This is a genomic window from Pseudomonadota bacterium (genome assembly GCA_034189865.1).
Classification (GTDB): Bacteria; Pseudomonadota; Gammaproteobacteria; order UBA5335; family UBA5335; genus JAXHTV01.
In genome coordinates, this window is the sequence record JAXHTV010000007.1 from 1 (window position 1) to 19,258 (window position 19,258).

At 56.9% G+C, this 19,258-nt stretch carries 14 protein-coding genes; 6 read left to right on the plus strand and 8 right to left on the minus strand.

What is annotated here, in order from left to right:
- Positions 1-1,497: fumarate hydratase (locus tag SVU69_05045; GenBank protein ID MDY6942363.1), on the plus strand; the 1,497-nt coding region annotated here is incomplete at its 5' end.
- 94 nt (positions 1,498-1,591) lie between these two features.
- Here the strand turns inward: SVU69_05045 and SVU69_05050 are convergent.
- The gene (locus SVU69_05050; GenBank protein MDY6942364.1) at positions 1,592-2,635 is read right to left on the minus strand and encodes a cytochrome-c peroxidase; all 1,044 of its coding nucleotides are present in this window, start codon (positions 2,633-2,635) and stop codon (positions 1,592-1,594) included.
- Positions 2,636-2,845: 210 nt separating this feature from the next.
- The gene (locus tag SVU69_05055; GenBank protein MDY6942365.1) at positions 2,846-4,093 is read right to left on the minus strand and encodes an alkane 1-monooxygenase; all 1,248 of its coding nucleotides are present in this window, start codon (positions 4,091-4,093) and stop codon (positions 2,846-2,848) included.
- Positions 4,094-4,638: 545 nt separating this feature from the next.
- Between SVU69_05055 and SVU69_05060 the strand changes: the two genes are divergently transcribed.
- Positions 4,639-7,128 carry an EAL domain-containing protein gene (locus SVU69_05060; GenBank protein ID MDY6942366.1) on the plus strand — a complete coding sequence of 830 codons (2,490 nt, stop codon included), beginning with the start codon at positions 4,639-4,641 and terminating at the stop codon, positions 7,126-7,128.
- 51 nt (positions 7,129-7,179) lie between these two features.
- On the opposite strand, the gene SVU69_05065 is transcribed toward SVU69_05060, so the two are convergent.
- Positions 7,180-8,250: a GGDEF domain-containing protein gene (locus tag SVU69_05065; GenBank protein ID MDY6942367.1), complete on the minus strand. Its 1,071-nt coding sequence runs from the start codon at positions 8,248-8,250 to the stop codon at positions 7,180-7,182.
- Between the two features lie 658 nt (positions 8,251-8,908).
- Here SVU69_05065 and SVU69_05070 point away from each other — a divergent pair.
- From SVU69_05070 to SVU69_05085, 4 genes are all read left to right on the plus strand, one after another.
- Positions 8,909-9,850: an ABC transporter ATP-binding protein gene (locus SVU69_05070; GenBank protein MDY6942368.1), complete on the plus strand. Its 942-nt coding sequence runs from the start codon at positions 8,909-8,911 to the stop codon at positions 9,848-9,850.
- Positions 9,840-12,746, plus strand: a complete 2,907-nt coding sequence (locus SVU69_05075; protein ID MDY6942369.1) for a Gldg family protein — start codon at positions 9,840-9,842, stop codon at positions 12,744-12,746. The genes SVU69_05070 and SVU69_05075 overlap by 11 nt, the downstream gene beginning before the upstream one ends.
- 2 nt (positions 12,747-12,748) lie before the next feature.
- Positions 12,749-13,711: a DUF4340 domain-containing protein gene (locus tag SVU69_05080; GenBank protein ID MDY6942370.1), complete on the plus strand. Its 963-nt coding sequence runs from the start codon at positions 12,749-12,751 to the stop codon at positions 13,709-13,711.
- 546 nt (positions 13,712-14,257) lie between these two features.
- Complete coding sequence (locus SVU69_05085) at positions 14,258-15,475, plus strand: GGDEF domain-containing protein (GenBank protein MDY6942371.1); 1,218 nt, start codon at positions 14,258-14,260, stop codon at positions 15,473-15,475.
- A 386-nt stretch (positions 15,476-15,861) separates the two neighbouring features.
- Here SVU69_05085 and SVU69_05090 read toward each other — a convergent pair whose 3' ends face one another.
- The 5 genes from SVU69_05090 to SVU69_05110 are packed head-to-tail and all read right to left on the minus strand — an operon-like array spanning position 15,862 to position 19,251.
- A complete protein-coding gene (locus SVU69_05090; GenBank protein MDY6942372.1) occupies positions 15,862-16,620 on the minus strand; it encodes an S-methyl-5'-thioinosine phosphorylase in 759 nt (252 codons plus the stop codon).
- Between the two features lie 31 nt (positions 16,621-16,651).
- Positions 16,652-17,215: a hypoxanthine-guanine phosphoribosyltransferase gene (locus SVU69_05095; protein ID MDY6942373.1), complete on the minus strand. Its 564-nt coding sequence runs from the start codon at positions 17,213-17,215 to the stop codon at positions 16,652-16,654.
- Positions 17,212-18,261, minus strand: coding sequence for a beta-N-acetylhexosaminidase (gene nagZ, locus SVU69_05100; protein ID MDY6942374.1), 1,050 nt, complete (start codon positions 18,259-18,261; stop codon positions 17,212-17,214). The genes SVU69_05095 and nagZ overlap by 4 nt, the downstream gene beginning before the upstream one ends.
- Before the next feature lie 10 nt (positions 18,262-18,271).
- Positions 18,272-18,766, minus strand: a complete 495-nt coding sequence (locus tag SVU69_05105) for a L,D-transpeptidase (GenBank protein ID MDY6942375.1) — start codon at positions 18,764-18,766, stop codon at positions 18,272-18,274.
- Positions 18,763-19,251 carry a CYTH domain-containing protein gene (locus SVU69_05110; GenBank protein ID MDY6942376.1) on the minus strand — a complete coding sequence of 163 codons (489 nt, stop codon included), beginning with the start codon at positions 19,249-19,251 and terminating at the stop codon, positions 18,763-18,765. The genes SVU69_05105 and SVU69_05110 overlap by 4 nt, the downstream gene beginning before the upstream one ends.
- Between the last annotated feature and the right edge of the window lie 7 nt (positions 19,252-19,258).

Consider the following 19,258-nt stretch of genomic DNA (forward strand, 5'->3'; position numbering starts at 1 on the left):
GATCTCATTCACAGTATCGCCGACGCGCTGCAATTCATCTCCTACTATCACCCGCTTGATTTCATCCACGCAATCCACGAAGCCTACCAGCGGGAAGAAAACCCGGCGGCCAAGGACGCCATGGCGCAAATCCTGATCAATTCCCGCATGTGTGCGGAAGGTCATCGGCCCATCTGCCAGGACACGGGCATTGTCACGGTGTTCATGAAAGTCGGCATGAATGTGCAATGGGATGATGCAACGCTGAGCCTTGAGGAGATGGTGAACGAAGGTGTCCGCCGCGCCTATCAACACCCGGATAACGTTTTGCGGGCCTCCATCCTGTCGGACCCGGCCGGAAAACGCCAGAACACGCGCGACAACACTCCGGCGGTCATTCACACCCAAATCGTTCCGGGCGATACGATCGATGTTCAAGTGGCCGCAAAGGGCGGTGGCTCCGAAGCTAAATCCAAATTCGTGATGCTCAATCCCTCCGATTCTATTGTGGACTGGGTCCTCAAAACGGTGCCGAGCATGGGGGCCGGATGGTGCCCGCCAGGCATGTTGGGCATCGGCATCGGCGGGACAGCGGAAAAAGCCATGTTACTGGCCAAGGAATCGCTGATGGACCCGGTGGATATTCAGCAATTGATCAGCCGTGGCCCAAGTAACCGGGCCGAGGAATTGCGTCTGGAAATATTCGATAAGGTCAACGCACTGGGTATCGGTGCCCAAGGGCTGGGTGGTCTGACGACCGTAGTGGATGTCAAGGTCCGGGACTATCCCACCCATGCCGCCAACTTGCCTGTAGCCATGATTCCCAATTGCGCCGCCACCCGGCACGCACACTTTGTGCTCGACGGGTCGGGCCCAGCCGAACTGACACCCCCCAAACTCGAAGACTGGCCGGAAATCACCCGAGAGGTTTCCGACGCCCGGCGGGTCAATCTCGACACCCTCACCCCGGAGGATGTCAGCCAATGGAAATCCGGCGACCGCCTGTTACTCTCCGGCAAAATGCTGACCGGGCGGGATGCGGCCCACAAGAAAATGGTGGATCTCCTCAACAACGGCGAAAAACTGCCGGTGGATTTCACCAACCGCTTCATCTACTACGTTGGACCCGTCGATCCGGTGCGGGAAGAAGTCGTCGGTCCGGCCGGTCCCACGACAGCCACCCGCATGGACAAATTCACCCGGACGATGCTGGAACAAACCGGCCTGCTCGGCATGATCGGGAAGGCGGAACGCGGTCGCGTGGCAATCGACGCCATTCGCGATCACCGGGCGGTATATCTGATGGCGGTCGGTGGCGCTGCTTATCTCGTCTCCAAGGCGATCCGCAAAGCCGAAGTCAAGGCGTTTCCCGAACTGGGCATGGAGGCGATCTACGAGTTCGAGGTCGAGGATATGCCCGTGACCGTGGCCGTGGATGCCGCAGGGGAGTCGGTACACCACACAGCGCCCAAAGTGTGGCAGGCCAAAATCGGCAAAATACCCGTAACCGAAGCTTAGGCGAGCCGGCACGGCGCTCGTGTCGCGATTCCGCCTTATTCACTGACGAAAACGCCGCTCGACTGAGCGGCGTTTTTCTGTATCGACAGGTAGGTCAGGGCAGTGGCGGACGCGTAGTCGCGACACTGGGTGGCAATATCGGGTAAGTCACCTGGGGTTGTTCCCCGGTCAAACTCATCAAGAAAGCCGCGATTTTGCTCACTTCATCTTCCGACAGTTGCATGCCCAATTGGCTTTCCGCCATCACGGTCACCGCTTGTTCTAGATCCCAGATGCGTCCGGTATGAAAATAAGGCGCCGTCAGCGCGATATTTCGCAAGCTCGGAACCTTAAATGCGAACTCGTCGCCGGCGCTGTGGGTCACTTCGTAGCGTCCCTTGTCCGCGGGCGGCAGCAGATCCACGCCCGGGTCCTTGACCGCGCCAAAGCGAGCGTACATCCGCCCCCCCATATTGAGACCACCGTGACAGGCACCGCAGCCTTTATCCAGAAAAAGTTCCAACCCCGCCTTTTGATCGCTGGCCAGGGCGTTCGCGTCGCCTCGCAAGTACTGATCGAAAGGTGCCTTGGGCGTGATGAGAGTCGCCTCAAAAACCGCGATCGCCTTGGTGATATTGGCGTAATTGATCGGATCCGCCTCGCTGGGAAACGCCTGCTGAAAAGCATCGTGATAGCCTGGAATGCCTTTCAGTTGGGCCACCGCGTCGGTCTCGGTCATCCCCATTTCGATGGGATTGATAATCGGGCCGCCCGCCTGTTCTTCGAGATCTTTTGCCCGGCCATCCCAAAACTGATCGATATTGAACACTGCATTGAAAACCGTCGGTGCGTTTCGGCCGCCGCGCTGGGCTTCGTGCCCGATGGATGTCGGTCGGCTGTCCGCGCCAGCTAAACCGATTTGATGGCAGGTGTTGCAACTGACATTGTGTGCCTTGGACAAACGCGGTTCGAAGTAAAGCATGCTGCCGAGCTTCACCTTGGCCGGTGTCGCCGGATTGTTCGGAAGCGCAGGCGCTGAGAGTGGAATAGGCTCGAAAACCTGCTGCGCACGCTGCATCAACGGATCCGCACCGGCCGGTGCGACAAAACCGGTGACGCCAGCCGCCATAAGCAAAAAGTATCCAAGACGATTTTTCATCGGGATCACCCTCCAAGCCGTGGCCTTGTCTAGTAACATTCACGCATTCCCCTGCCGTCTGCAGAAAAGCGACGGTCGAGGGTCAGTAACGAGTCTCGGACGGCCTAACGACCCACTGCGGGGTATCGCCAGCACATATAGCTGTAGGTGGGGGGGAGCGCGCTTAGAAAATCGAACGCCGCCCTGACGGACGGCGTTCTTCTTCGGGTTTTAAGCGGGCGCTTTCTGGGTCGGGTTAGCGGGCCCTTGTCGAGCTGCATCGACTAAGGCGGGAATACCGCTTTTTCCGTTGGCTTCCCGCGCCAGTTCGCGCTCACGGTCATTCGCCCAGTGGGCGTCCCACTCCAGCAGCTTCGGCGTCATAATGCGGTACCACAACGGCGGCACCAAGGCGATCAAGAACGCTGTGATGTAACCGGTCGCGTACATCGGCGCATCTTTGTAGGGTTTCAGATCCCAAAACTCCACACTGGCGTCGGCGTGATGATGAGAATGCCGACCGATGGCCACCGTGTACCAATAGGTCGCCCGGTTATTGGTGTTCCACGAATGACGCGGTTGAACAGGATCTGCCGGATCACGGACCAAACCGTAGTGCTCCGTGTAGTTGGCCAATTCTAGTACCACGTGCACGGCCAAGGCGTTGATGAGGAATAACACCACGCCGAGAATACCAGCGGCCCAGAAAGCGAACAGCACAATCGCCGCTTCCATGGCATAACTTCTCACCAAACGATTGCGCCAACCGTAAGGAGCCGCGCCGATCTTTCGGCAACGATCGGCTTCCAACCGCCAGCAATTCCGGTACTGACCGATAATGGAGCGCCACACGAAGTGGTAAAAACTCTCACCGCGCACCGCCGTGGCCGGATCAGCCGACGTCGCCACCGTCGCATGGTGTCCATAGGGATGCTCGATGGAGAAGTAGGTCATCATGCTGAAGGCTTCGCCCAGCCGGCCCATGAAAAACGAAAAAGGCTGCTCTGTCCGGTGGGTTAGCTCATGACCGATCACGATGGCGCCATTTACGGTCGCCACGATCAACGCGCCCGTGGCGCCGAGATAGTCAAACCACGTATTGTTGGCGTGGGCAGCGATCATGTCGTACCCGAAAATGCTCTCGACGAAGGCGGCTATCCCGAGAAAATCGCCTGGCACCGTGGCTTGGCGAATCACCCAGCAAAAGAGCAAAAACGCGACAACAATAATCGGTACGACCGAGTACATCATCCCGTAGAAAATGCCCGGGCGAGCATACTCGTATTCGCGATCATCATCGCCCAGGAGCATATCGCCGACAAAGAACACAACCACAAACGCGATAGTCACCTGCCACATGGCAGCACCGCCCAAGATCATTGCCACGCAGGCAGCAATCCCTAAAGTGGGCAAAGCGTAGAATCGCGCATATGCCCAGAAACCCGCCTTGACGGGTTGGTCATTAACTTGAGTATTCATCACTCCTCCTTTTTAAACGCAACCGGTGGAATTACTGAATCAGTCATAACACCTGTTACTCTCAATTTGCGTCCTGACTATTGTGATTGTTTTGTGACGCGAATTTGTTGGTAATCACTAAATCACTCTTCACTAATATACATCCACTGCTTCTAAAAAAAAATGCGACATATTGTCGCGGACACAGCGCCATTACCACACACCAATTGAAGGTTCAATCGCATCGGTGATCACGCCAAGGGTGTGTGAATAGTGGCCATCGCCTGCGCCCCGATCGATCGAGCTCCGCCTGACAGCCAAGAGGCGAACCAACCGGCCAAGAGAAACGACCGGCGGCCGATCGCTGAATTGCAGAGAAGATCTCCTGCCACGCATCCGTCGCCGACGATCCAAATGGGATACTGTACCCCACCACCTAACCTTCGCGTTCAATATCACTGAACATCGGTCGATATCTACACATGGTCCGGTCGTCTCTGTCGTCGCAATCAATTGAGATCGGTCCACGCCGATCTAGAAGACTCGCACCACCAAACGAATATGCCATGGATTATCACGTACAGAGAACAGAAGACGGTGAGACCATTGGTCCCCAGGTCATTCTAGATAAGGTCCTAAACGCTTTACCGGACATCGTCGTCATAACCGACGGCGGAATCGGCACCGACTCTGGACCGCGAATCGAATTTGTCAATCAGGCGTTTGGCGAATTTCTCGGTAAACACCCCCAGGACATCGTCGGCTTACCGGTCAGCCAGTTTCTGAAATCCTATTTTGGCGATGCGACTCGCACACGATTCCGAACGCTGATAACTCAAGGCAGCCCGGCGCAGACTCGTCTGGTGCGCACCCAGGACGACGGGGCTAAGCAGTACGTTGAGTTTCACGTCGTCCCGATCCTCGATCCGCACGGCCAACTCAAACACATGATCGGCGTCGGTCGAGACGTAACCCAACAATGCGACGCTCTGGCCAAAGCAGTCGAGAGTGAAGCCTATTACCGCGCCATCTTCGATCAAAGCCCTCACCCCGTGATGATTTTCTCACCGGCGGGTGAAATTCTCTCGTGCAATCAAGCGGTCCTCGACCGTTTAGGGATCAATATGCACGAGCTGCGAAAAAAGTCTTTCGCCGAACTCGTCCATCCGAGTGACCTCCAGGCCTCCTTTGAACATTTTAAGGAGGCGGCGTGCGGCAAAACGCCCGCGCCGCTGGTGGCCCGCGGACGCAACCGCGATGGAGAATATGTCGAGGCGGCCATCACCGACGTGCCCATCGTACTGGACGGAAAAATCGTCGCGGTCGTGGCCATGATGAACGATCTTACCCAGCTTCGCCGTCTGGAAGAACGATTACGCTTATCCGCCAACGCGTTGGCAAACATCGCAGAAGCCGCGGTGATCACCACGCCTGATTTGTCGGTAATATCCGCAAACCGCGCGTTCACTTCGATCACCGGCTATATGGAAGCCGAGTTTGTCGGCCGCAGTCCCCTCGAACTCTGGGCCGACGATGCCGACCAACCTTCGACAGAAGAGGTGCGCCTTGCGATCGAGCGCGACGGTTATTGGCAAGGAGAAACCAAGAACCGACGAAAAAGCGGTGAAACGTACCCAAGTCTAACGGCCATCAGCGCCGTCCGGGACCAACAAGATCGTATTACGCATTTTGTTGGGGTGTTTAGCGATGTCTCGAAATTCAAGGCATACGAGGAACGCCTGGAACATTTGGCGCACCATGACAGCTTGACCAACCTCCCGAACCGCGCCATGTTCGAGTGCCACGTCAACACGGCGATTTCCCGCTCCAAGCGTAACGGAAAGCCGTTTGCGCTGATGTTCTTGGACCTGGATCAGTTCAAAGCCGTCAACGATTCGCTGGGGCACCGCGCCGGAGACGAATTGCTGCGCAGTGTCGCAAAACGCTTGAGCGAATCGTTGCGCGGCACAGATGTCGTCGCCCGCTTAGGTGGTGACGAGTTCGGAATGCTGCTGGGGGACCTGACAAGCTCAACGGACGCCGCCCGGGTGGCGGAGAAAGTACTAACGGCCTTATCGACGCCTCATTTACAACCGAGCTACGAGCTGTTCACTTCAGCCAGCGTCGGCTTGGCGATCTACCCCGACGATGGCGAAGAGCCGCTCACGTTGCTCAAGAATGCCGATGCCGCCATGTACCTGGCTAAAAAGGAAGGGAGGAATACTTACCGGTTCTTCTCTGCCGATATCAACGCCAAGGCCCATGAATATTTGGTACTTGCGAACAACCTGCGCCACGCCTTGGAGCGCAATGAGTTTCATCTACTCTTTCAGCCGGTTGTGGACCTGTCTACCGGCAGAATCATCGGCGCCGAAGCGCTGCTGCGCTGGACACATCCTGAGTCTGGCCTGGTCAGCCCGGCCACATTCATCCCCATCGCCGAGACCACGGGACTGATCGGCGTGATCGGCGAATGGGTGCTATACGAAGCCTGCCGGCAAGCCACACAATGGCAACGATTGGGGCATCCGCCCGTTCGGGTTGCAGTGAACCTTTCGGCGCGTCAATTCCGGGAACCCGGATTGGTAGAAAAAATCGAAGCGGTTCTGGCCGAAACGGGCTTGGCGCCGCAATGGCTGGAACTGGAAATCACCGAAACGATGATGATGGAAAACCCCGAACGGGTGAAAACCATACTCGGCGAACTCCACGCCCGTGGCATCAGCATCGCAATCGATGATTTCGGAACAGGATACAGCTCCCTAAGCTATCTGAAGGCGTTTCCCTGTGACTTCGTGAAAATCGACCGATCATTTATCGATGGCGTCCCGAAGGACCAAAACGACATTACCATTACCGAGACCGTGATCGGGATGGCGCAACGGCTGGGAATGCGGGTCATCGCGGAGGGTATCGAAACTTCGGAGCAATTAGAATTTCTCCGTCGCGGCGGTTGCGAAGAGGGTCAAGGGTTCCTGTTCAGCAAACCGTTGCCACCGGGCCAGATCGCGAAACTCCTTGGACAAACCCACTCGCTATTCCCATTGACCCGGTAACCACCTTCACGAGCTCCCGCGACGCAACCGGGCATGGCCGAAAATCGGCCATCAGCAACGGATTTTTAGGCCACCGTCTCTCTTGGCCGAGTACATTTTGTCGTCCGCCAAACGGATTAGCTCGTCGCCGGTGACAAATTGCTCAGGTCCGGTCTGCGCCAGGCCGACACTGAGACTGCATGCCGGACCGCACTCGCTGCAAGCCTCTACGATCCGCTGACCAAGAAGCTCTGCGTTACCCAGATGGCAATCCGGCAGGATCACACAGAATTCATCACCGCCGTATCGACAGGGGATATCGACCTCCCGAATGTTGGCTCGCAGACAGCAGGCGAGATTTTTCAACACTTCATCGCCTTTGACGTGGCCATACTTGTCATTAATTTCCTTAAAACAATCCACATCAATGTAGATCATCGATAAAGGGGTTTGGCGTCGTTTGGCCACAGCGATTTCCCGCGCCAACATCTCGTGCATGGCCCTTTTGTTGTAGAGCTCGGTCAACGGATCACGTTTAGCTTGATCTTCAAGTTGCCGGGTTCTCTGAGCCACCTTCTCTTCGAGGCTTTTAGCGTAGATCTCGGTGCGCTTCTGCGCGGTTTCGATCTCGCCGACCAAACTGTCGATATAGGTATCAAACACCAAAGTCGTATCGAAATAGATGAGCCGATCCAACGTTTCAGCGAGAAACCGAAAGCGCTGCCGATCCTCGATCGCCGTATCGAGCTGTTGAATCAATAGTTCTTTTAAGCTCCGAACGGCCGAGAGGTAAAGCTTCGGTTCAACTCCGATTCGCTTGTGGACCATACCGATCCGCAAGCGATTATTGACATACTCGCGGTCATAGCGCCCCGAGAATAAATCGACAATGTAGTTCCGCTGAGCCGTTCGTAACCTTTGGAGGGTGTCGGCGTCACCAATCAACAGCGAAATTTCGTCGATTGAGGTCTGGCGATCATAGAATTCATCAACAATCAGGTCGATACGGCTCTCAATGAACTCTTTCATTCCATAGAGTTGCTCAAGCGCCTCGAATGTAAGACCCAACAGATCCATGCGATTTTGGATCTCAACGTCGCTGACCCGCATTTGCTCAAGGAGGGTTCTGTCGGTTCGCCTCACACTACCTCTCCTAACACCAAATAAGATGCTGTGGAACAACGATCATCCGGCCACGACTGCTTCAGATAACCAGCACACCGATCCATGCGTTTTTATCGGCCGCCTGGTAGCCTAACTTGATCATCGACGTCCAACTGGGGGACCCCATCGACTTTCAATGGCGCTAACGAATGGTTAACATCACGCCACCCAAGACCATGGCCATCACTAAGCAACTACGTTTCCATCGCCTGGTTGTTCAATCTGGCGTCAATTTGCTCAAAAAAGAACACAACCGTTATCGAAGAGCAAAGTACAATCGAAAACAATGTTTAGCTCTAGTAACCACCAATATCGGCAATAACCCCAGTTTCTTTCACCCAAAAGACTGATTAGATTTTCTACCCGCCCAATACCCACGCATGGCGACTTGTATCGCGCCGGTAAACTGCGAAAACGAAGCGCTAAAGGACGCGGGCGTTGTTGCGCAGCAACTCTGCTTTTCAACCTGCCAGAAGGAACCTTTAATTCGTCGGTTCGTCTATGACAATCGTCGGGGCATGGAAACCATCAGCCGCCCGCGCGCCGTCGTTCCACGCAACGGGCCAAGACCCATATAATCAGGCACGGGAATCATCGGCCATCGGCCGGGTGCTGAGTGAATCAAAAGGAGATCCCAGTGATTTCTGTGCGAGGTTTAAGCCGCCGCTACGGTGATTTCACGGCGGTAGACGGAGTATCTTTCGAAATCGGCCAGGGTGAGATTGTGGGGCTGCTTGGCCACAACGGCGCCGGAAAAACCACGATCATGAAGATGCTCACGGGCTATCTTGAACCCAGCGGCGGCCGCATCCATATCGACGGACTCACGTGGCCGGAACACGGCCCGGACATCAAAGCGAGGCTCGGCTACCTGCCGGAAAGCCTGCCGGTTTACGCGGAACTCACGGTAGCGGACTACCTGCAATTCACCGCCGCCATGCGGGGACTCAAGCCATCCGGCCGTGGACCTGCCATTCGCCGGGCCATGATGGAAACGGATCTGACAGACAAGGCCCTGCAGCCCATCGCCACCCTCTCACGCGGCTACAAGCAACGGGTGGGGGTGGCACAAGCCATACTCCACAGACCCAAGCTACTGATTCTCGATGAGCCCACGAACGGGCTGGACCCGTCCCAAACGCAGCACATGCGGGAGCTGATCAAAAGCTTATCGGCGCAGGCCACGGTGATCCTCTCCACTCACATCATGCAGGAGGTCGACGCCATCTGCGATCGGGCGTTGATTCTTCGCAACGGCCGTTTGGTGGTGAACGAACGACTGGAGGCTTTGCGCCAAAGCAACCAACTCCGCCTATGCACTGACGCTGACAGCGAACGCGTGGATGCGCTGCTGGCCGGCTGCGAAGGCGTCCAACGCCTCGGTACGGAAAACACCGGCTCTGCATATCGTCATCGGCTGCAGGTAACGGGCAGCGAAACCGAAATAGCAGCCGCCGAGGTCGCCCAGCGCCTGATCGGCGGCGGACAGAAACTATTCGAACTGGCCAGGGAACAACGGGACCTGGAAACGGTATTCCGCGAAGCAAATGCCAAGGAGGATCTCTTCCATGCGGCTTGATCAAGATATTCGTCGCATTGCAGGAAAAGAGCTCACGCTCTTTTTCTCCTCGCCGATTGCTTATCTTTTTTTAGCCACCTTCGCAGCGATTACGCTGTTTGTGTTTTTCTGGGTGGACGCGTTCTTCGCCCGGAACATTGCCGATGTTCGGCCATTGTTCGAGTGGATGCCGGTGTTGTTGATTTTCCTCTCGGGCGCTCTGACGATGCGCATGTGGAGTGAGGAACGACGCACGGGCACGCTGGAATTCGTCCTCACCCTGCCGGTGAGTACTACCCGCTTTGTGCTGGGTAAATTCGTCGCTTGCCTGAGTTTGCTGCTACTGGCCCTGATTTTGACCGCGCCCCTGCCGCTCACGGTGGCTTGGATCGGCAACCTGGATTGGGGTCCAGTCGCTGCGGCCTATCTCGCCACAGTGCTGATGGGCGCGGCCTATCTCAGTATTGGTTTGTTTGTCAGTGCGCGCAGCGACAGTCAGATTGTCAGCCTGATCTTGACCACACTGGTCTGTGGTGTGTTCTACCTGCTGGGCGCCAACCTGCTTACGGATTTTCTCGACAATCGTCCCGGCGAATTATTGCGTTCGCTGGGCAGCGGTTCACGCTTCGATTCCATCACCCGGGGCGTGCTTGATTTGGGTGATCTCTACTTTTATCTCAGCATCACCACCGCTTTTCTCACCTTGAACGTCTTCTCGCTTGAGCGATTGCGCTGGTCGTCCGGCACCCGCTCGGTGCACCACCGACGCTGGCGGGCGCTGGCGGGCTTATTGGTCGCCAATGCGTTGCTGGCCAACGCGTGGCTGACCGAGTTGCCCAACCTGCGCTGGGACCTCACGGAGGGCCGACTCTATTCTTTGTCCGAAACGACCCGGGAACAGCTGGCACAGCTCGAAGAACCCTTGCTGATTCGCGGTTACTTCAGCGCTAAGACCCACCCCCTTTTGGCGCCACTGGCCCCACAGCTTCAGGACTTGATACGGGAATACGCTGCCGTCGGCGGTGACCGTGTCCGGGCTGAAATCGTCGATCCTGCCAGTGAACCGAACCTGGAAGACGAAGCGAACAAGCGTTATGGCATCCGACCGGTGCCTTTGCAGGTAGCGGATAAGTATCAGTCCTCACTCGTTAACTCCTATTTCGATGTACTCATTGAGTACGGCGATCAGTACCAGGTGCTCGGTTTTTCCGATCTCATCGAAATCAAAGTCCGCGGCGAAGCCGATGTGGATGTACAGCTGCGCAACCCGGAATACGACATCACCCGGGCCGTTAAGAAGGTGGTCTCGAGCTTTCGCTCCGGAGGCGATTTGTTCGGGAGCCTGCCTGAGGGCGTGACCCTGACCTTCTACGCGTCGGACGATTCCCGGCTGCCGGAGCAACTGGTGAAATTTAAATCGACCGTGCGTTCCTACCTAAACGAACTCAACCCGGAAGCACGTGAGAAACTTGCCGTGCAATGGCTCGACCCGGCTCAGAACGGCGGTGCCATCGCCCGGCAAATCGAAGAAGACTACGGCTTCATGCCCATGGCAACGAGCTTGTTCGATACCGAACAGTTCTACTTTTACATGACACTGAGCAACGGCAAGCAAATCGTCCAACTGCCCCTGCCCGAAGACCTCAGCGTGGAAGCGTTCGATCGGCTGATGGACAACGGCCTGATGCGCTTTGCCAGCGGCTTCCTGAAAACGATTGCCCTGGTCACGCCGCCGGCCGATCCGGCCATGATGCAATACGGCATGGGGGGCGGAGCCCGCCAGTTCAACCAACTGAGAACGGTGCTCAGTGAGAATTTCAATCTCAGCGAAACCGACCTGACCAGTGGCCGCGTACCACTCGAGGCCGATGTATTGCTGCTGGTTGCCCCGGAATCGTTGGACAACACGCAACTGTTCGCCATCGATCAATTCCTGATGCAAGGCGGCACCGTGATTGCCGCGACGGCGCCGGTGGCTGTTGAACTGGGCAATCAACGGCTGGTCGCCACGGAGTATGACAGCGGGCTCACCGACTGGCTGGCTCACCATGGCCTGGCCATGCCGCAAGCATGGGTAATGGACCCTCGCAACGCCGCATTTCCGCTGCCGGTCACCCGGAACGTGGGTGATTTCAGCTTCCAGGAAATGGCTATGCTGGACTACCCCTACTTTGTCGACGTACGAGGCGAAGGACTCAATGCGGACCACCCCATTGTCTCCAGCCTGCCCCAAATCACCATGGCCTGGGCCTCGCCCATCGAGATCGACCCACAAGCCCCGGCGCAGCGGAACTGGGTGGAATTGATGCACAGCTCCGCCGAGGCGTGGCGCTCTACCGATTTGGACGTGATGCCCCGGCTGGACACCCAAGGGCGCGCCGACTATCAACCGCAAGGCGAACGCGGCCCCCATACCCTGGGGGTGCTGACACAAGGTCGGTTCGAATCGTATTTTGCCGCTCGCCCCTCACCACTTTTGGCGGATGAGTCCTCGGCCCAGAACGATGCCTCCATAGCGACGGAAACCGTGCCGGACAACCCGGCGACCATCAGCGGCGTGATCGAAAAATCCGCCGAATCGGCACGGTTGATCGTGTTCTCATCCAACGAATTTCTGGCCGATCAGGTGATCAACCTGTCCGGGGCCACCAGCGGCACAGAGTATCTGAACGCGACCCAAATGATTGCCAACGCCGTCGAATGGTCCGTCGAAGACACCGGCCTGCTCTCGATTCGCGGCCGTGGCCATTTCAATCGCACACTACCGCCCATGGAGCGTGATCAACAACGATTCCTGGAATACCTGAACTACACCTTTGCCCTGGCGGGCATTGCCATTGTCGCTCTGGTGCATCGACGTCGGAAAAGCCGCCGTATGGCAGCCTATCGACAACTGTTGGCAAATGCGGAGGTGTGAGTATGCGTAAAGCGATTGTGGTATTAACCGGTGTTTTCGTACTGCAAATCCTACTTGTGGCGGGGTTTTCGTGGCGTGAGAGCGGTTCCAGGGACACTCCCGCCGCCGCCACACCCTTGCTGGAACTGAGCACCGATGCGATTGATGGCATTCGGATCGAAGGCGAGGGCCAAACAGCTTTGCTACGCAAATCGGAGAACGGATGGAAGCTCCCGGACTACCACGGCTTGCCGGTGGACGAATCGAAACGGACCGGCTTGATCGATCAACTCTCGACGATTGAACTGACATGGCCGGTCACCACCACCGCCGGTAGCGTGGACCGATTCGAGGTCGGCAACGACAACTTCCAGCGGCGTCTGGTCTTTCTCCAGGGCGATACCGTGCTGCAGGAGCTGTTCCTGGGGACCTCGCCGGGGTTCCGCCAAGTGCACGCCCGAAAAGCAGGCCAGGATGCAGTCTACGCCATCGAGTTCAGCAACTTCCAAGCCACAAGCGACCCGAAGGACTGGTTTGACAAAGGCCTGCTCCAGCCGACCGGCGAGATCACTCGTATCGCCGGGGACGGCTTTGTGCTGCGCCGGCAGGACACTAGTTGGACGCTCGAAGGGGCAGAGCCCGAGCAGGAAATCGACACCGACACGGCGAACCAGCTTCGAAACCGGCTGCAAAACCTGCGGGTGATCGCGCCGGTCGAGAACTCCAGTGGTTTAGAACACAAGCAACCGGTGTTTAGCCTGACCCTCAGTGGCGCCGAAGCCGACACGCGATACGATTTTTATCAGCAAAACGAGAGATATATCGTGCACGCCTCTCCGCACCCGGGTTACTTCGAAATCGCCGACTACGTCACCGAGGCGCTGATGAAGATCGACCGCGATAGCCTACTGACCACGGCCGGGACAACCGCAACGCCAGACGAAAGATCACAGCCGGTGAAGACCGGCGAGCAAACAATGCCGTAGTGGCGGTCACGGCCAGGTCGACGGTAGCCAGACCAACCCAACCCATCACGAAAAATCGCCCGCCGGCCAGCGATGGGAACATCGATGAACGCCCCGCGACCACCGCGGGGCGTGTTGTGAGATCTCCGGTAACGCGGACCGGCGAGGCTAACCTGTCGTCTATACTATAAAAAGACGATCAGAGATGGGGGGGGCGACTGATCGTGGGGAATCGCCCATTCAAAGAGCCTGCCATGGCACCGACTCGACTCGAGTCGACCCAGCCTAGGACGAATCCACTGAATGGCCAGCGCGTGGGGGTCACCGCTCGCTAGAATGTTAAGCGCGCCCGAACGGCGGAAATAAACCCGTAAGCCAATCGATCCGTATCCACCGAATGTGTCAAGCTGTTTTGTGTCCGTTGACAAAGGCAACGACTGGCTAATCCTTGAAGAAGAAAACAACTGAAAAAAATGCTTAAATAAACCCCTCATCAGAACCATGGTCAAATGACAATATGACTGAACATTCATCAGGTATTACTCAGTTAATCTTGGCCATAGCACTATGGAATTGAAGAAGGCAAATTTACCAAGAAAATCAAACCGAAAAGGTCCTGCTTATCTTATTAGCAGCCCCCTTGACTGGACTTATATCGACCGGACGATCTTTCTCGCGCTGATTAGTCTCTTTGTACCCCTGATATACGGCAGTGTTATCGCCTACGGCCTGTATCTTCAACACTATTTCCCCGAAACAGCACCCATCGCACTGAATCGCCCCGTTGTATTTTGGTATCTCGGCATCTATTGCCTGCATTTTCTGGGTCTGGTGTTTTTTATAGGGGCGGCCCTGAGAATTAGAAAACAAACCGAACAATGGCCGCTATTTTGGCGTTTCGTATCCTATAGCTGGGCATTGAGTGTATTAATCCCAAGCTTTCTGGCAGGCACCTATTACATCGACGGTGTATTGATGCTTTTGCTTGGATTCACCCTGAGTTTGCCGCTACAAAATCATCGCGTTTTAATGCAGACATACTTCTTAGCGACCGCCATGTTTTTCTTCATGGTTTTTTTGGATCTCAGCGGTACGGTTCCCCACGCCCCCTTATTCGAGCACTTGCCGTATATCGACGAGGACCCATGGCAACCTTGGCACCAGGCCAGATTGACAATGGCTGGCGGGACTTTTTTGTTCAGCTATATCACCGCAACAGTCACCATTCGGTGGCGTAAACGCGAACAACTCTATCAGGATATGTCCACTAAGGATGGACTGACCGGTCTTGCGAGTAGAAATTATTTTCTAAGCCGCATGCAAAACGAATTCGAGAAAGCCCAAAGCAGGCAAGGCACCTTGTCCTGCATTATGATCGATCTTGATTTTTTTAAGAAAGTTAACGACGTATACGGCCATCATGTGGGTGATTTCGTTCTGGAAGAAACGGCAAAAATCCTTATGGCCAATGCCCGTAAGTATGACGAAGTGGGCCGATATGGAGGTGAAGAGTTCGCCCTGTTGCTGCCGGACACCCCACAGATTATCGCAGCACAAATTGCGAAGCGTATCTGTAGCGCGTTTTCGGATAATAAAATCCGCATCGATGGCATGAGTATCAGGGTGACCGCCAGCCTGGGTGTTGCTTCTTACCCTGATGCCGAAATCGCCAACATGAATGACTTACTCAAGAAAGCGGATAGCGCACTTTATGCGGCAAAAAACGAAGGTCGAAACAAGGTCGTGGTTGCAAAGCAAAAGCTTCCCGTTTCACTTAACGGATAACTTCCGAACCGCATTGACGCGAGTGGGACGCGGGCCACGTGGCCTTGGGATTTTTTCGACTAGTTCTTCAACGCCAAAACCTGATAGCGCCAACCGATCTTTGCGGCAACTTGCAAATACTTTCATTTGATCTTGCCTAACATGCGCATCCGCCCGACGGCAAAAAGCAGCGTTCCTCCTGTCGTTCCACCCGTTTACGCCGGCCAAGTCGCCGCCTCAGCGTCTACAGAGATAACCTTCAGGTCGATGCAATGGGGAACGTGGCCCGGAAGCGGCAGGTATTGGGCTTCGAATTCAAATGAGACCAAGCGATCGGTTAATCGGCTTTCGTTCTGTGGCCGACGCGGATCAATGCGTTCGCGGAGACGGAATCAATCGCCCACGTGTTATTCGAGGTGCGTTGCGAGTTTTAGGGCTTGGGCGAGGATGGCTCGGGCCTTGGCCATGCCTTCGGAGAGGGTTTCTTCAATTTCAGCATGGATGTCGCTGCCCTGTGGACCAGCGCCGGCCGCCCAGTTAACCGATACGGCCAGGCTCGCGTAGTCCACTTCCAGTTCCCGAGCCAAAGCGGCTTCGGGCATGGCGGTCATGCCCACCATGTCGCAGCCGTCCCGCCGTAGCCTACGAACCTCCGCCGCGGTCTCAAGGCGCGGACCTTGGGTCACGCCGTAGGTACCGTGCTCCAACACTTCCACGCCGGCCTGTTTGGCGGCGAGTAGCAGCCGGTCCCGCAGTTTGGGGGTATAGGGATGAGTGAAGTCGATGTGGCTGACGTCGTCTACGTCCGAAAAGCTGTGGGCGCGCCCCCAGGTGTAGTCGATCAGTTGGTCGGGCACGGCGAGTTGTCCCGGCCCCAAGTCCGAATGAATGCCGCCCACGGCGGCGACGGCAAACACTTGTTTTACGCCCACGGAATGTAGCGCCCACAGGTTGGCTTGGTAGTTGACCTGATGAGGCGGCAGGCTGTGCCGCACCCCATGGCGCGCCAGAAAAACCACCGGATGGCCGTGAAAGTCGCCGATATACAGCGGCGCGGACGGCGTACCGTAGGGAGTGGCGGCCTCGCGTTTGGCGACCACTTGCAAACCTTTCAATTCCGTCAATCCGCTGCCGCCGATCACGGCGGTTTGTATTTCTTCACTCATGGCCTAAACCCGCTGCTGAAGTGAGATCAATCTATTCCGCCAGGGCGTAGATGCCGCGCACGTTGCGCAGATAACCCCGGTAGTCCATGCCAGCGCCGAACACGTATCGATCCGGCACGGTCAGGCCCAGGTAGTCCGCCTTGATGCCGAGCGCGTTCCGATCGTGGCGCTTTTCACACAATATGGCGGTGCGCACGCTCACGGCCCCCTGCTCGGTGGACCAATCCCGCAAAGCGGCAAGGGTAATTCCTTCGTCCAGAATGTCATCCACGATCAGCACATGCCGCCCCTTAATCGCGGTTTTGGGCTTGGCATGCCAGGACAAACCCGCCCCGGTGGTATTGCCGGCATAGCGCGTGGCATGGAGGTAATCCAGCTCCAAGGGAAAATCCAGGTGCGTCAGCAAACCGGCGGTGGCGAACAAGCCGCCGGTCATCACGCACAACACCACCGGGTTGGCCTGGGACAAATCCTGGCTCACGGCCTGGGCCATGGCAGCCAGCGCTTCATCGACGGCCTCGGCGGTGTGGATGCAGTCTGCGGTGCGCATCACTTGGCGAGCTTCGGCCGCAAGCTCATCGCTGACGTGGGTCACGCGGTTTCCTCCCCTGCTGATTTCAACTGACGAAGCCGGGCCAGGCTTTGGAGGGCGCGCGACCGGCGGTTGGCGGCATCGGCCACAACCGGCCGACCGCGCAGCCGGGCCATGCAATCACGAAATCGGCTATCCGATCGCCAATCCAGGCCATCGAGCAGTTCAATAACGCCCGCGCGATCGTTGCACACCAAAAGAATGTCCACACCCGCTTCCAAAGCCGCCATTGCCCGCGTTCTCATATCGCCAAAGCCCGTCGCCCCGACCATGGAAAGATCATCGCAAAACACGGGGCCGGCAAAGCCGATCCTCTGGCGCAGGATTTCCCCAATCCAGCGCACCGAAAAACTGGCCGGGCGCGGATCGAACTGGGTGTAAACCACATGAGCCGTCATCACGGCGGCCAGCTCGCCGGACTCGAGGAGTTTTCGGTAAGGGTACAAATCATGCGCCCAAATGGTGTCGAAATCGCGCTCGTCCACCGGTAGCTCGGTGTGGGAGTCCCCCCGCACGCTGCCGTGTCCGGGATAATGTTTGCCCACGCCGGCCATGCCTGCCTCACGCAGGCCCGCGAGATACGCCTGAGCCAAGGTCACGACGGCGGCGGGATCGGCATGCAAGGCCCGGTCGCCAATCACTTCTTCGTTTCCGGCGCGCAGATCCAACACCGGGGCAAAGCTTAAGTCCACTCCCCGTGCACGCAGCTCGCTGGCCATGAGCCAAGCCAAATCGCCGGCCATCGGCAGAGCCTCGTCAGCTTGGGAATCCAAGGCATCACCCAAAACGGCCAGGGGCGGAAGACGGGTAAAACCATGCCGGAAGCGCTGCACCCGACCGCCCTCCTGGTCCACGCTCACCAACAAGTTGGAACGCTGCGCACGCAGTGACTGAACCATGGACTCCAGCTGACCTGGGGACTCGTAGTTGCGGCTGAACAATATGGCGCCGCCCACCAAAGGATGCTGGATCAGTTCACGCTCCTCGGCATCCAGCCGGGTGCTGTGAAAATCGATCATGAGCGGACCGGGATCGCGCGCTTGGGTCATGTTGTTGAATTCAGTTTGCGTGAATGGTCAATGGAATGCCGGGATATGCCAGGTCGAACAGTTCGATCACATCGCCGTTGCGCATGCGGATGCAACCTTTGGAGCCGGGCTCGCCCATGGCCAATTCGTCCGGGCTGCCGTGGATGTAGATATAGCGCCGAAATGTATCCACCCGCCCCAGGCGATTTTTGCCCACTTCCCGCCCGCAAAGCCAGAGTATCCGCGTCAAAATCCAATCTCGGCCGGGGTTGGCGCGAGCGAGACTGGGGCTGTAGATCTCCCCGGTAAAACGTCGGCCAACGAATACTGCACCCGGCGGCGCATCACGCCCAATGAGCGCCCGAACGTAATGAGCTCCGCGGGGGGTACAGTAACTGTCCGCCTGTTCGCCCGGCCCATTGGCGGCTGTGGAAACGCTATATTGCCGTAGCACCTCGGTACCTTGCCATAGGGTGAGGCTTTGGTCCGGAATGCTCACCTCGATACGGCGCGAACCGTTCTTCACCGATTGCGCTCCGAGGCCGTCCACTCGCTGTAGGGATGCCTGACCAGGGAAACGTTCAGGTAGCGCGGATCGTGGCTGACTTCCGCCCCCAACCATTCGGGACGCTCGAATGCTTCCCGTTCGTCCGAAAGTTCGATTTCGGCCACCACCAGGCCTTCGTTCGCACCTAGAAACTCATCGACCTCGTAAACATGCCCGCGGATGGGCACGTAATAACGTCGCTTTTCGATGGCCGGACCGGCACACAGATGGTCCATGATCTCCCGCGCATCGTCGATGGGAATGGGGTATTCGTATTCCCGACGGCGGATATCGATGGTGGCACCTTTGATGTTGATCCAGGCACGGTTGCTGGCAATTCTCACCCGCACCACGCTGTTGCCTTCCAGATTCAGGTAACCCTGCACCATCTCCTGGTGCGAGGTGATGGAAGATCGCCAGTTATCATTTGAAACCAGAAACTTACGCTCAATTTCTATACCCATAACGGTG